Source organism: Stenotrophomonas sp. GW821-FHT09E08 (assembly GCF_059416125.1).
On record NZ_JBWKOO010000006.1, the window covers coordinates 177,037 to 190,355 of the forward strand.

The 13,319-nt window shown below is 67.0% G+C and carries 11 protein-coding genes; 9 read left to right on the plus strand and 2 right to left on the minus strand.

Annotation, left to right across the window (positions count from 1 at the left end; genetic code table 11):
- Positions 1 to 91: 91 nt before the first annotated feature.
- Positions 92 to 1,111 (minus strand): glucokinase family protein, encoded by a 1,020-nt coding sequence (locus AC07M7_RS10375; RefSeq protein ID WP_136638960.1) that lies wholly within the window; start codon positions 1,109 to 1,111, stop codon positions 92 to 94.
- A 376-nt stretch (positions 1,112 to 1,487) separates the two neighbouring features.
- Between AC07M7_RS10375 and AC07M7_RS10380 the strand changes: the two genes are divergently transcribed.
- From AC07M7_RS10380 to AC07M7_RS10405, 6 genes are all read left to right on the plus strand, one after another.
- Positions 1,488 to 2,777: a sugar MFS transporter gene (locus AC07M7_RS10380; RefSeq protein ID WP_006391721.1), complete on the plus strand. Its 1,290-nt coding sequence runs from the start codon at positions 1,488 to 1,490 to the stop codon at positions 2,775 to 2,777.
- A gap of 39 nt (positions 2,778 to 2,816) precedes the next feature.
- Positions 2,817 to 3,884 (plus strand): LacI family DNA-binding transcriptional regulator, encoded by a 1,068-nt coding sequence (locus tag AC07M7_RS10385; RefSeq protein WP_495207320.1) that lies wholly within the window; start codon positions 2,817 to 2,819, stop codon positions 3,882 to 3,884.
- A 7-nt stretch (positions 3,885 to 3,891) separates the two neighbouring features.
- On the plus strand, positions 3,892 to 4,920 hold the full coding sequence (locus AC07M7_RS10390; RefSeq protein ID WP_097048877.1) for an SIS domain-containing protein: 1,029 nt from the start codon (positions 3,892 to 3,894) through the stop codon (positions 4,918 to 4,920).
- Positions 4,920 to 6,068, plus strand: coding sequence for an N-acetylglucosamine-6-phosphate deacetylase (gene nagA, locus AC07M7_RS10395; protein WP_495207321.1), 1,149 nt, complete (start codon positions 4,920 to 4,922; stop codon positions 6,066 to 6,068). The genes AC07M7_RS10390 and nagA overlap by 1 nt, the downstream gene beginning before the upstream one ends.
- A complete protein-coding gene (locus tag AC07M7_RS10400) occupies positions 6,068 to 7,135 on the plus strand; it encodes an acyltransferase family protein (RefSeq protein ID WP_495207322.1) in 1,068 nt (355 codons plus the stop codon). The genes nagA and AC07M7_RS10400 overlap by 1 nt, the downstream gene beginning before the upstream one ends.
- Positions 7,136 to 7,401: 266 nt before the next feature.
- The gene (locus tag AC07M7_RS10405) at positions 7,402 to 10,428 is read left to right on the plus strand and encodes an autotransporter family protein (RefSeq protein ID WP_495207323.1); all 3,027 of its coding nucleotides are present in this window, start codon (positions 7,402 to 7,404) and stop codon (positions 10,426 to 10,428) included.
- Between the two features lie 129 nt (positions 10,429 to 10,557).
- Here the strand turns inward: AC07M7_RS10405 and AC07M7_RS10410 are convergent, their stop codons facing one another.
- Positions 10,558 to 10,986 (minus strand): hypothetical protein, encoded by a 429-nt coding sequence (locus tag AC07M7_RS10410; RefSeq protein ID WP_136638965.1) that lies wholly within the window; start codon positions 10,984 to 10,986, stop codon positions 10,558 to 10,560.
- Between the two features lie 417 nt (positions 10,987 to 11,403).
- On the opposite strand from AC07M7_RS10410, the gene AC07M7_RS10415 reads away from it, so the two are divergent.
- The 3 genes from AC07M7_RS10415 to AC07M7_RS10425 are packed head-to-tail and all read left to right on the plus strand — an operon-like array spanning position 11,404 to position 13,264.
- Positions 11,404 to 12,441 (plus strand): S41 family peptidase, encoded by a 1,038-nt coding sequence (locus AC07M7_RS10415; RefSeq protein WP_495207324.1) that lies wholly within the window; start codon positions 11,404 to 11,406, stop codon positions 12,439 to 12,441.
- Between the two features lie 3 nt (positions 12,442 to 12,444).
- Positions 12,445 to 12,780, plus strand: coding sequence for a hypothetical protein (locus AC07M7_RS10420; RefSeq protein WP_337302198.1), 336 nt, complete (start codon positions 12,445 to 12,447; stop codon positions 12,778 to 12,780).
- Between the two features lie 49 nt (positions 12,781 to 12,829).
- Positions 12,830 to 13,264: an SseB family protein gene (locus tag AC07M7_RS10425; protein WP_136638968.1), complete on the plus strand. Its 435-nt coding sequence runs from the start codon at positions 12,830 to 12,832 to the stop codon at positions 13,262 to 13,264.
- The last annotated feature ends 55 nt before the right edge of the window (positions 13,265 to 13,319 follow it).

The window sequence follows — 13,319 nt, forward strand, 5'->3', positions numbered from 1 at the left end:
TTGCGATGACATGCGCGGGGCGGCGGCGAAGTCCCGTGCGTTGGCGTGCCACGTACTGCGTGCTGCGATTGCGTTGAAGCCTGTTGCGGTGTCAGGCGGCGGACTGCTGCTGCAGGTACCAGCTGGCAGCGCCGACCACGCCCAGCTGGCCGTGTTCGACCACCTTCACCGGGATGCGTGCCAGCGCTTCGCCCATCGGACCCTTCTGCAGGTAGCGTTCGACGAAGGTGCTGCCGCGCAGGTATTCGCGGATCTGCGGCAGGATGCCGCCGGCCAGGTAGACGCCGCCATGGGCGCCGTAGAACAGGGCCATGTCGCCGATGGTGCTGCCGAGCAGGCCGCAGAACACATCCAGCGCCTGGCGCGCATGCGCATCGGTATCGGCCATGGCCGCTGCGGTGACCGCGTCGGGGCTGGCCAAGGTCGGTGCCTGGTCCTGCAGCGCACACACTGCGCGGTACAGGTTCATCAGGCCCGGGCCGGAGATTGCGTGTTCGATCGACACGTGGGCGCGGTCACGCTGCATGTGGCGGACGATGGCCATTTCCAGTTCGGTGCTGGCCGCCAGGGTCGGCTGGCCGGCTTCGGTGGGCAGGACCACCGGGCCGTGCGCGGTGGGAATCCACAGCGCCGCGCCAAGCCCGGTGCCGGGGCCGACAACCAGGGTCGGACCGCGTGCGGCAGTGTCAGGTCCGCACAGGTGCAGCACGCCACTGGCGTCAACCTGCGCGGCTGCGTAGGCCACTGCTTCGAAGTCGTTGACGATGTAGACCCGCTGCAGGCCGACGTCGGCTTCCACCTGGCGGGCTGACAGCGGCCACGGCAGGTTGGCGGTGATCACCGTGCCGTCTTCGCGGGCATAGCCGGCGCTGGCGACCACGCAATGGGTAGGACGCACGCCTTCACCCAGGAAATCGGACAGGATCGCGCTGAGGCCAGCATGGTCGGCATTGCGGTACTTGCGGTATTCCAGCACCTGCACCGGATGGGCAGCATCACCGCTGGCCTGGACCCGGGCAACGCGCACATGGGTGCCACCGACGTCGGCGGCCAGGAACGAGGGCGCGACTCGGGACAGGACATGGGCCGGGGCGGGGTGGCTGGCGGTCACGCGGGCTCCTGCTGCAGGTGGGGCCGGCCCCGGGATCGGGGGCGGCGATTGGGGCGGAGTCTGTAACCCCGCTGACAACGATGTCAACGAGTTCGTGACACTTTCGTTGCTGCATCGCAACGAATGCGATAGGCAGTAAACGTTTACATGGCGTGAGTGCGGGTTTCACGTTGGAACCATTGCCGCACATGGCCCAAGGCCTCCGGCGCATTCAGCACGAGGCGCCGCGATCGGGTTGCGCAGTGCAGCACGAGGTTCACAGGGCTGCGCGTGGAAGTTGACAAACCGCAGCTGTCCATCGAAAGAATGTGACAACGTTGTTCCCAGCCACTCTCCGACGCCGCGTTCTGCGGCCGTCGCCGCAGGAGCCCTCCTGATGTCCGCCGTCCCCGCTGCAAGCGCGCGCCCGAACGTGGCCACCTCCATCGCCATCGTTGGCGTGTTGTTCTTCCTGATCGGCTTCTTCACCTGGCTCAACGGCCCGCTGATCACCTTCGTCAAGTTGGCCTTCGAACTCAGTGAGGTCGGCGCCTTCCTGGTGCTGATGGTGTTCTACCTGTCCTACTTCTTCCTGGCCTTGCCGGCGTCGTGGATCCTGCGTCGCACCGGCATGAAGAAGGGCCTGAGCCTGAGCCTGCTGGTGATGGCCGGTGGTGCCGCGTTGTTCGGCGAATTCGCCACCCAGCGCTGGTACCCGGGCGCGCTCGGTGGCCTGTTCGTGATCGGCAGCGGCCTGGCGCTGCTGCAGACCGCGATCAACCCCTACATCTCCATCCTCGGCCCGATCGAGACCGCGGCACGCCGCATCGCACTGATGGGTATCTGCAACAAGATCGCCGGCATGCTCGCCCCGGTGCTGATCGGTACCGTGGTGCTGCATGGCATCGGTGACCTGTCGGCCACGGTGGCCGCTGCGGACGAAGCCACCAAGGCGCAGCTGCTCAACGAATTCGCCGCCAAGATCCACGCGCCTTACCTGGCCATGGCCGGCCTGCTGGTGGTGCTGGCGGTGGCCGTGCTGTTCTCGCCGCTGCCGGAAATCAAGTCCTCCGAGGCCAACGCCACGCCGGTGGCTGCCGGTGCCGCCGAGCGCCGCAGCATCTTCCAGTTCCCGCACCTGTGGCTGGGCGTGCTTTGCCTGTTCGTCTACGTGGGCGTTGAGGTGATGGCCGGTGATGCGATCGGCACCTACGGCCATGGTTTCGACCTGCCGCTGGACCAGACCAAGATGTTCACCTCGCTCACCCTCGGCGCGATGCTGGTGGGCTACGTGGTCGGCCTGCTGCTGATCCCCAAGGTCGTGTCGCAGTCGCGCTACCTGACCATTTCGGCGGTGCTGGGCGTGGTGTTCTGCCTCGGTGCCTGGGCCACCCACGGCTATGTGTCGGTGGCCTTCGTGGCCCTGCTGGGCTTCGCCAACGCGATGATGTGGCCGGCGATCTTCCCGCTGGCGATCCGCGGCCTGGGCCGTTTCACCGAGACCGGCTCGGCGCTGCTGGTAATGGGCATTGCCGGTGGCGCGATCATTCCGCAGCTGTTCGCCGTGCTCAAGCAGCACATCGACTTCCAGCTGGTGTTCGTGCTGCTGATGGTGCCCTGCTACCTGTACATCCTGTTCTATTCGGTGATCGGCCATCGCGCCGGCCTGCCGCAGGACAAGGTCTGATCGGCGATGATGGACGGCAGCCAACCCCAGGGGAAACCGATGCGCAGAGCGACCATCAAGGACGTTGCGGAGAAGGCCAAGGTCTCGCTGAAGACGGTCTCGCGGGTGATCAACAACGAGCCTTCGGTGATGCAGGCCACCCGTGCACGGGTGCTGCGTGCCATCGCCGAACTCGATTACGAGCCCGATCCGTCCGCGCGCAACCTGCGCAGTGGCACCACCTTCGTGATCGGGCTGGTCTACGACAACCCGAACCCGTACCACATCATCGGCGTGCAGAACGGCGTGCTGGCCGCGTGCCGCGAGACCGGCTTCGGCCTGCAGATCCATCCCTGCGATTCCAGCTCGCCGCTGCTGGCCGACGAGCTGGCCGATTGGGTGCAGCGTTCGCGCCTGGCCGGTCTGGTACTGACCGCGCCGATGTCCGAGCGTCGTGACCTGATCCAGGCGCTGACCGCGCGCGGCATCAAGCTGGTGCGGATCATCGCCGCTACCGAAGACCCGGCCGATGGCGCCTGCGTGTTCGTCGACGACCGTGAGGCCGCCTATGAGATCACCGAGCACCTGATCCAGCTGGGCCACCAGCGTATCGGCTTCCTCTGGGGCGGCATCTCGCACCGTTCCTCGGGCGAGCGCTACGCCGGTTACGAAGCCGCGCTGAAGGACTACGGCATGACCGTGGACAAGCACCTGGTGGTGCAGGGCGACTACACCTTCGACGATGGTTTCCGTGGTGCGCGCCGCCTGTTGGCGCTGCGCGAACCGCCCACGGCCATCTTCGGTTCCAACGACGAAATCGCCGCCGGTGTGCTGGCCGCAGCGAAGTCGGCCGGCATGAACGTGCCGTACGACCTGTCCATCGCCGGCTTCGAGGACAGCCCGTTCTCGCGCCAGTCATGGCCGCCGCTGACCACCGCCAAGCAGGCCACCGAAGACATCGCCCGCCATGCCGCGCGCCTGCTGATCGCACAGCTGCGCAGCGACGCCTACGACGACGCGCCGGCATCGCTGCACAACCAGGGCTTCGTGCCGCAGCTGGTGGTGCGCGGTTCGACCGCGCCGATGCGCCCGGCCGGCGCACGCCCCCTTCCTTCCGATCCTGCCTGAGCCTGCCATGTCGCTGTCAGACCCCACTTCCACCCTGATGTTCGCCGAAGCCGCTGAAGCGGCCGACGTGGTCGCCCGCCAGTTCTCGCGCAACCACGCCACCATGGAGACCCTGGCCGCCAGCCTGCGCGCGGCGCCGCCGCCGTTCGTGGTCACCTGTGCCCGTGGCAGCTCCGACCATGCCGCCACCTACGGCAAGTACCTGCTGGAAACCCAGCTGGGCCTGGTGGTGGCCTCGGCCTCGCCGTCGGTGGGGTCGGTCTATGCCGCACCGCTGCAGCTGCGCGGCGCGCTGTTCATCGTCATCTCGCAGTCGGGCAAGAGCCCGGACCTGCTGCGCAACGCCGAGGCCGCCAAGGCGGCCGGCGCGCGCGTGATCGCGCTGGTCAATGTCGAGGATTCGCCGTTGGCGCAGCTGGCCGACACGGTCATTCCGCTGCATGCCGGTGCCGAGAAGAGCGTGGCAGCGACCAAGAGCTACCTTGCTTCGCTGGCCGCATTGCTGCAGCTGGCCGCGTACTGGAAGCAGGACAGCAGCCTGCGCAATGCGCTGGATCTGCTGCCGGATGCGATGCGCGAGGCCTGGCAGTGCGATTGGACGCCGGTGACCGAGGGCCTGGTCGAGGCGACCAATCTGTTCGTGCTGGGGCGCGGCTTGGGGCTCGGCGCGGCGCAGGAAGCTGCATTGAAGTTCAAGGAAACCTGCAGCCTGCATGCCGAGGCCTACAGCTCGGCCGAAGTGAAGCACGGCCCGATGGCGCTGGTCGATCGCGGTTTCCCGGTGCTGGCTTTTGCCCAGCCCGACGAAACCGGCGCCGGCACTCGTGCTGTCGTCGAAGAATTCACTTCGCGTGGCGCGCAGGTGTGGATGGCCGGTGCCGGTGGCAACCTGCCGGTGGCCGCCGCGCCGCACCCGCTGTGCGCACCGCTGCTGACCGTGCAGAGCTTCTACCGCGCGATCAACGCGCTGGCACTGCGTCGTGGCTTCAACCCGGACCTGCCGCCGCACTTGAACAAGGTTACGGAGACGGTGTGATGGCAGCGGTCCTGCGCAACGCTCGCGTCCTTGCCGGCGACGAGTTCCGTGATGATCTGGCGGTGGTGATCGAGCACGGACGCATCAGCGCGCTGCTGCCCGATGCAGCGCCGCAACTGGGCCAGGCTGCCGAGCAGTTTGATCTGGGCGGTGGCTGGCTGCTGCCCGGTTTCATCGATGTGCAGGTCAATGGCGGTGGTGGTGCGCTGTTCAACAACACGCCGGACGTGGCGGCACTGCGCACCATCGCGCAGGCGCACCGCCGCTTCGGTACCACCGCGATGCTGCCGACGTTGATCAGCGATGACCTGGGCGTGATGCGTGAAGCCATCGATGCGATGCGCGAGGCGATCGCGCAGGGTGTGCCAGGCGTGATCGGCATCCATCTGGAAGGACCGTACATCGCGCCGGCGCGCAAGGGCACGCACGATGCCAGCAAGTTCCGCGTGCCCGACGAAGAAGAAATCGCACTGGCCGCATCGCTGGACAACGGCGTGACCCTGCTGACGCTGGCGCCGGAGCGCGTGCCGCTGGAGACCATCCGCGCGTTGGTGGAGCGCGGCGTGATCGTTGCCGCTGGGCACACCGCAGGCACCTACGAAGAGATCCGCGCCGGCCTGGATGCCGGCGTGCGTGGCTTCACCCATCTGTACAACGCGATGTCGCCGCTGCAGGGGCGTGAGCCCGGCGCGGTGGGCGCTGCGCTGGAAGACCGCGACAGCTGGATCGGCATCATCGTCGATGGCGTGCATGTGCATCCGGCCAGCCTGCGCGTGGCGCTGGCGGCCAAGCCGCGCGGTCGCCTGCTGCTGGTGACCGATGCGATGCCACCGGTGGGTGCCGATGAACCCAGCTATGTGCTGTATGGCGAAACCATCACCGCCATCGATGGCGTGGTGCGCAATGCCGCCGGTTCGCTGGCCGGCTCGGCGCTGGACATGGCCACTGCCGTGCGAAACACCGTGCAACTGCTCGGCCAGCCGTTGGCAGAAGCCGCGCGCATGGCCTCGACCTATCCGGCGCAGTTCCTCAACGTTGACGATCGTCTGGGTCACATCGCCGAGGGCTACCAGGCTGACCTGGTGCTGCTGGATGATGCCCTGCAGGTGCGTGGTACCTGGATTGCCGGACAGTACGAGGCTGCCTGATGAACAGTACGCCGCCACGCCGGCTGGGCTCGATCGATGCCCTGCGCGGCATCACCGTGGCGGCGATGCTGCTGGTCAACAACCCGGGTGACTGGAGCGCGGTGTTCGCGCCGCTGCGTCATTCGGAATGGCATGGCTGCACGCCCACCGATCTGGTGTTCCCGTTCTTCCTGTTCCTGGTCGGCGTGTCGATGGCCTTCAGCGTAGCGCCGCGCGCGCTGGACGCGTCGGCGCGACCTGCACTGGCGCGTGGCGTGCTGGAACGCGCGCTGCGCATCCTGGTGGCCGGTGCGCTGCTGCATCTGCTGATCTGGTGGGCGCTGCATACCCATCACTTCCGCATCTGGGGCGTGCTGCAACGGATCGCGGTGTGCGCAGCCTTGGTGGGTGTACTGGCGGTGTATGCACGGCCGCGCGTGCAGTCCGGCGTGCTGGTCGCGCTGCTGGTGGGCTATACCGTGTTGCTGCTGGGCATCGGTGACCTGGCGCCGTGGACCAACCCGGCCAGCCGCCTCGATACCACGCTGTTCGCGCCATGGATCTACCAATGGCACGCCGATACCGGGCTGGGCCATGACCCGGAAGGGCTGCTGAGCACGCTGGGCGCGTTGGCCAGCACCGTGCTTGGCCTGCTGGCCGGTGGCCTGCTGCGCAACCGGCGCACTGCTGCATTGGCTGGGCTGGGCGCGGTTGCTGCCGTGCTGGGCCTGCTGCTGGCCGTGGTTCTCCCGTTGAACAAGCAGCTGTGGACGCCCAGCTACGTGCTGTGGACCGGCGGCCTGGCGGCGCTGGCGCTGTGGCTGGGCCACGTGTTGATCGACCAGAAGGGTTGGCCGGCGCTGGGCCGTCGCTTCGGCGTCAATGCGATCACCGCGTATCTCGGGGCATCGGTGATGTCGGTGGCATTGATGGCGACCGGTGCCTGGGGCTGGATCTGGCAGCAGCTGGCCACCGCGATGCCGCAGGCGCTCGAGCTGGCATCGATGCTGCAGGCGCTGGCGTTCGTCGCGCTGTGGTGGGGCGTGGCGTGGTGGCTGGACCGGCGGAAGATCTATCTGAAGATCTGATGGCACAGGGTCGGATGCCTTTCCGCGGGAAAGGGCCCAGACCCTTCCCGCGAACGCCATGCGTGGATGTTCTGAGCGCAGCCTGTGGGCGCCGCAAAGATGAACTTTTTCAGGCACGTAAAGGCGAAGTGATGCTCGATCAAGTTCGCATCTGAACTGTGATAGCCAACACGCAAGTTCACCTGTCGAAACGGTTCACATCACGGCAGACTAAGCCCGCAGTACCGCATGTCCGCAGTTCCTGATCCCCTGTCCAGGAGTGCTGTATGACCCATGCCGTCCCGCGCGCATTCCGTCCGCGCCGCCTCACCGTTTCCGTGCTGCAGGCCCTGGCTGTCCCGTCCGTCATGCTGATGACCGCCAGCGTCGCCTGGGCCGGCTGCAACAACTCGGCACCGACCGCCGGCCAGACAGTCACCTGCGATGCCAATGCGCCGAATCCGCATACCGTTCCCATCACCGCCAGTGGCGCGGCCGGCATCACCGTCAACGTCGCCAATGCCGCGCAGCTGCAACAGAGCAGCGGCGGAAGCGCGGTTTCGCTCGTCGGTGAAGGTGGTCACCTGCTGTCCAATCTGGGGGCGATCAGTTCGACGGGTGGTGTAGCCGTCCAACTTGGTGGCGGCAGCCGCGTCGAGAACAGCGGCAGCATCAGCGCGGGCAACAACGTGGCCCTGCAGTTCGTCGGCACTGGTGACAGCGTTCTGGTCAACCGCGGAACGATCAGTGGCCGCACTGGCGTGCAGTTCGGTGCCGGCAACGATCGCCTCGAGATGCAGGCCGGCAGCATTACCGGCGGCGTCCTGCAAGGGGATGGCAACGACGTGTTGCTGCTCAACGACGGAACGATCGACAGTGTCGACCAGGGCGCCGGTGATGATCAGATGACGATCAACGGTGGCACCGTTACTGGCCTGGTGACGCAGGGCAGCGGCCGCGACGATTTCGTCATGACCGGCGGCACCGTCGGGGCCCTGCAGCAGGGTGACAACATCGATACCTTCCGCATGAGCGGCGGTCGCATCGTCGGCGCGCTCGAGGATGGCGACCAGGCCTGGATGACCGGTGGCCGCATCGGCCGGGTCAACATGAAGCTGGACAAGAACCTGTGGGACCAGTCCGGCGGCACGGTGGACGGCAACGTGGTCACCGGCTTCGACACCGATACCATCATCATCTCCGGTACGGCCTACATCGGCGGCAATATCAGCGTCAGCGGCGGCAATGACAGCGTGACCATCACCGATGGCACCGTGCGTGGCCAGGTGCTGCTCAGTACCGGCAATGACACGTTCAACTGGAATGGCGGCGGCATCGTCTACGGCGCGATCGACATGGGCCCTGACAACGATGTGGCCAACCTCAGCAATCTCAACCAGGCCAACCTGGGCGCGGTGCCGCTGTTCGACGGTGGCGCAGGCGACGACAGGCTCAGCTTCAACAACGTAAAGACCGCAGGCGTGGGGCGCTTCCAGAACTGGGAAGCGATCAGCCTGGCCAACAGCACCGAGCTGAACTTCGACGGCGATCTGGTGCTGGGCGACAGTGCCAGCGGCACCGGTTCGCTCACCGTGGATGACACCAGCACGGTCTACGCAGGCAGTGGCGGCCATGCCATCCGTCCGTTCAACAGTGGTGCATTGGTGGAGATGGTCAATGCAGGGCGCATCGACCTGACCGGTAGCGGCGCCGGGGATGTGTTCACTGTCCGCGGCAACTATCGCGGTGACGGCGGTGGCCTGTACCTGCGCACCGTGCTGGGCGCGGACAATTCCACCAGCGACCGACTGGTGATCGATGGCGGCACCGCAACCGGCACTACCGGCATCGGCATTCTCAACGCCGGCGGCGGCGGAGCGGCGACGCTGGCAGACGGCATTCTGGTGGTACAGGCCTTGAATGGTGGCAGCACCGCAGCAGGCGCATTCTCCTTGTTCGCGCCGGTGTCTGCGGGTGCCTACGAGTACTTCCTGTTCAAGGGCGGCGTCAGTGCCGGCACCGGCGAGAACTGGTATCTGCGCTCCACGTTGGTCAGCGGGCCGACGCCGGCACCCAACGGCGGCGGCAGCGCGACACCGCCGCCCCTGACGCCGCCGGTGGCGCCACCTCCGCCGATCACCCCAGCGCCGCCACCGCCGCCCGAAGGCGCTACTGATCCGAACCTGACCGCGGGCGAGACCGCACCGCCACCGCCGCCTCCAGAACCCGCGCCGGTGGCCCCACCCAGCGATCCAGCGGTGCCTGACGTGCCGGTGGCCGGCGGTGCATTGCCCGGTACCGGCGCGCCGCCGACACCGGGTGCGCGTCCCGCCGAAGGCGCGGTGGTGCCGCTGTACCGCGTGGAGACCGCCACCTATGCGGTGGTGCCTCCGTTGCTGCGTGAGGCTTCGCTGGCCAGCCTGGGTACCTTCCACGAGCGCCAGGGCGAGCAGCGCCTGCTGTACAACCAGGGTGCGCTGCGTACCGCATGGGGCCGGTTGGTCGGGCAGAGCAGCGAGATCCACTGGAAGGGCGATGCGCAGCCGGGCTTCGATGGCGATGTGATGGGCCTGCAGGCCGGTCTGGATGTATGGGCCGCCGCCTCCGACAATCATCGCAACCAGATTGGCGTGTTCGTCGGCCGCACCCGCGCGCAGGGCAAGACCACTGGTCTGGCTCTGGGCTGGGAAAACGTGCAGGTCGGCCAGAACCGTCTGGATGACAAGCACGTGGGCCTGTACTGGACGTTCACCGACAGCAGCGGCGGCTATATCGATGCGGTGGCGATGCAGAGCCGTTACGACGGCCGCGTGCGTTCCTCGCGTGGGCTCGGCTTCGGCGTGAGCGGTGACGGTACCGGCGCGTCGGTGGAGGCTGGCAAGCCGCTGCTGCACTTCGGGCAATCCGCATGGTGGCTGGAGCCGCAGGTGCAGGTGATCTGGCAGCGCACCTCGCTGGACGATCGCCGCGATGAAGTGTCGAGCGTGCGCTTCGACAATGACAATGCCTGGACCGGCCGCATCGGACTGCGCCTTGCCGGCGACTACCAGCTGGCCGACAACGGCTGGCAGCCGTACTTCAAGCTCAACTACTGGCATGGCCGTTCCGGCGAGGATCGCATCCGTTTCGACGACGACGTGATCGTCAATTCGCAGCGTTCGCGTGCACTGGAAGCCGGCGTGGGTGTGGTCGGGCGCTTCAACCGCACCATCAGCGCCTATGCCGTGGCCGACTACACGCGCGAGCTGGGCGGTGACCGCAACGAGAAGCGCCGCACCATCGAAGGCAACATCGGCCTGCGCGCGGATTGGTAGCGCGTAGGCCATGCCCGGCGGCGTGACCCGCTCTGATAGGTGCCGACCTCGGTCGGCACCTATTCCGCCGACGCCATGACCCTGCTCTGGTAGGTGTCGACCTTGGTCGACACGAATCCATCGGTGCCATTACCCCGCGCATTCACCCGGCGCCACCAGCGCGCTGGCATGATCGGCCAACACCACCACCGCGTGCAGCAGGCCTTCCTCCACCTGCGGCGGACACTGCGCCTGCGCATCGTCTGTCTCGCGCGCCGACTGTGCAGCCAGCAGTACCCCGCCGCACGCAGACAATGCTGCCAAGCAGCGCGTCGCCTCCGCTAGTTCCCGGCCACGCACATCGCTGAGTTGCCGTTCGCGCCAGACCTGACCATCGGCGGCGTGGCTTTGCGCGATGCCGTGCAACCGGGCGAAGAAGGCCGGCGGCGGAGCGTGTTCATGGGCTTCTGTGAGCGCATCTTCCAACGCTTCGGCTGCGGCATTGGAGAGCTGCAGGCCGGGCATTGCGGCACCGAGCAGTACATGCAGACGTGGGTAGGTGGGGTAGAGCGTGGTCATGGCAGCAACCTCACAAGGCTGGGCCACCTGCAGGAATGCAAGGTGGCGGGCGGTGCGGGTTGGCGTGCCGGTGAAGCTACCCAAAGGAAACGAAGCCGGCGGATCGGAAGGATCCCCACGCACCGCCCGCCGCAGAACGACGGACGGTGCAGTATTCGAGCCCGCGACATGGTCGCAAGCCCGACTTCAGGTAGCTTCATTCAGGACGCCAATCCCGGCCAGCGCAGGAGGCGCCGACGGAGGTAACCTTCTCGCGCTCTACGTGGCGATGACATGGGCAAAGTTGCAATTTGCTGATCGCGTGCACGCTGTCTTGCTGCAACCCGCGACCGGGCCAGATACGACAGTTCGCGCATGGTGGAAACCATCACCCGCGAGCTATGCTGCGCGCCTGACTCAACGACAGGGAAACGTCACATGCAGGTTCGCAAGGGAGTGCGTCGTATTGGTACGCTGGTGATCGCGCTGGTGGCTGCCAACGCCATGGCCGATACGCCCAAGGCAATCGAAGTGCCCTCGCCGGAGGCGGAGGCCGAGATCCTCAACCTGCTTGAACGGCAGGCGCTGTATCGCGACCGGGTGGACTGGCCTGCGACCCGCACACGACTGCAATCGGTGCAGGGCGACCCCGTGAAGCGGCTGGCGTTGCTGCGCGAAGCCATTGCGCTCAGCACGGGCAATCATGGCGTATGGATGACGACCCAGCGCCAGAGCGAATCCCTTGCGCGCGCGCAGCAGGTCGGCGCCGCCGCCGTGGAAAGGGCCAAGGCCGCCGATGCGGTGGATGCGCGCATCGGCTGGCTGGTCATCGAGGGATATGCCTCCACGCCCGGCGCGACGCCACAGGAAGCGTTCCGCCAGAACATCCAGCGCGCCGCGCGGTGGCAGCAGGTCATCCGCAGCAAGGACGACGGCATGCGCTGTGGCTGGATCGTCGACCTGCGTGACAACAGCGGTGGCAACATGTGGCCAATGCTGCTGGGCATGGCACCGCTGCTGCGCACCTCGATGGTGAACAACGAAGATGTGGGGTCGTTCGAAACCGCACAGGGGCCGGAGCGCTGGACGTTGACCGCGACCGCCGTGCAGCGTGCAGGCAAGCCGGTGCTGGACTTCGGCCAGACCGGCTATGTGCTGCGGCAGCCTGGCGCGCCGGTGGCGGTGCTGTTCGGACCGCGTACCGGCAGTTCGGGCGAGGCCTCGGCGCTGGCGTGGCGTGGCCGCGCGCAGACGCGCAGCTTCGGCCAGCCGACGGCAGGGGTCTCGACTGGCAACAACGTGCGCACACTGGCCGATGGCAGCCGCCTGTTGTTGACCACCACCGTGATGCGCGACCGCAATGATCGTGGTGATGGGTTAAAGATCGAGCCCGACCAGCGCATCGAGGGTGATGCCGCCACTTTGGCCGCCGCCCAGCAATGGCTGCTGGCCCAACCCGCCTGCCAGGGCCGCTGACCCATGATCCTGATCGGCCAACAGGAACGGGTGGTGATCGTCGGCCCCACCGAAGCGCATCACTGCCTGCGCTGCCAGACGGAAACCGAGTTCGCCCCGCAGTTGCGCTACAGGATGGCGCGCATCGACCTGCTGTTCGGCTTCACCTACCAGCGCCGTTACGAGCTGGCCTGCACCCGCTGCGGGCACGGTTGGCTGCTGGACACCGACACCCTGGACCAGCAGCTGGGCGGGGTGCCGATCCCGTGGCGGCATCGCTTCGGCCTGCCGCTGATGCTGGTGGTGGTAACCGGGCTGGCCCTGCTGGGCTGGCTGTGGCGGCACGGATTCATCGGTTGAGGGCCGGGGCTGTTAAAGTCTGTCCTGCAATCACGTACCGGAAGCGACCATGGACCACGACACCCCGTTCGAACCCCTCAACGACCTCGAGGTGCGCCTGCTGCAGGCCCAGGACGGCACGCTGACCGCGGCCCAGTTCCTCGATGGCCTGCTGACCTCGACGGCGTTCGTGCTGCTGGACAAAGCCATCGGCGAAGACGGTGCCTGGGATGAAAGCATTTCGCCGCTGGTGCTGACCAGCGAGAACGGCGAGGCGATGTTCGCGGTGTTCACCGCGCCCGAGCGCGCCGGCCTGTGGCATGAGCAGCTGCCGCAGTTTGCGCATGCCATGCCGATCGCGGTGCACGCGCTGCTGGCCGGTATCGGCGATGGCGTGGGCCTGGTGCTGAACCCGGGTCTGGACGTGGGCATGGAGATGATTCCCGATGCCGTGGCCCAGCTGAAGCAGCGTGCGGCCGCGATCACCCGCGGCATGGCGCATTGAATCCAGGGACTATCTGGTTGCCGGCCAGCGGCCGGCACTACCAGTAACAGTTCGC

What these genes read in the sequence shown, in the direction of transcription:
- AC07M7_RS10380 (WP_006391721.1), top strand. Translation starts at nt 1,488, where the DNA reads ATGTCCGCCGTCCCCGCTGCAAGCGCGCGCCCGAACGTGGCCACCTCC.
- AC07M7_RS10385 (WP_495207320.1), top strand. Translation starts at nt 2,817, where the DNA reads ATGCGCAGAGCGACCATCAAGGACGTTGCGGAGAAGGCCAAGGTCTCG.
- AC07M7_RS10390 (WP_097048877.1), top strand. Translation starts at nt 3,892, where the DNA reads ATGTCGCTGTCAGACCCCACTTCCACCCTGATGTTCGCCGAAGCCGCT.
- nagA (WP_495207321.1), top strand. Translation starts at nt 4,920, where the DNA reads ATGGCAGCGGTCCTGCGCAACGCTCGCGTCCTTGCCGGCGACGAGTTC.
- AC07M7_RS10400 (WP_495207322.1), top strand. Translation starts at nt 6,068, where the DNA reads ATGAACAGTACGCCGCCACGCCGGCTGGGCTCGATCGATGCCCTGCGC.
- AC07M7_RS10405 (WP_495207323.1), top strand. Translation starts at nt 7,402, where the DNA reads ATGACCCATGCCGTCCCGCGCGCATTCCGTCCGCGCCGCCTCACCGTT.
- AC07M7_RS10410 (WP_136638965.1), bottom strand. Translation starts at nt 10,986, where the DNA reads ATGACCACGCTCTACCCCACCTACCCACGTCTGCATGTACTGCTCGGT.
- AC07M7_RS10415 (WP_495207324.1), top strand. Translation starts at nt 11,404, where the DNA reads ATGCAGGTTCGCAAGGGAGTGCGTCGTATTGGTACGCTGGTGATCGCG.
- AC07M7_RS10420 (WP_337302198.1), top strand. Translation starts at nt 12,445, where the DNA reads ATGATCCTGATCGGCCAACAGGAACGGGTGGTGATCGTCGGCCCCACC.
- AC07M7_RS10425 (WP_136638968.1), top strand. Translation starts at nt 12,830, where the DNA reads ATGGACCACGACACCCCGTTCGAACCCCTCAACGACCTCGAGGTGCGC.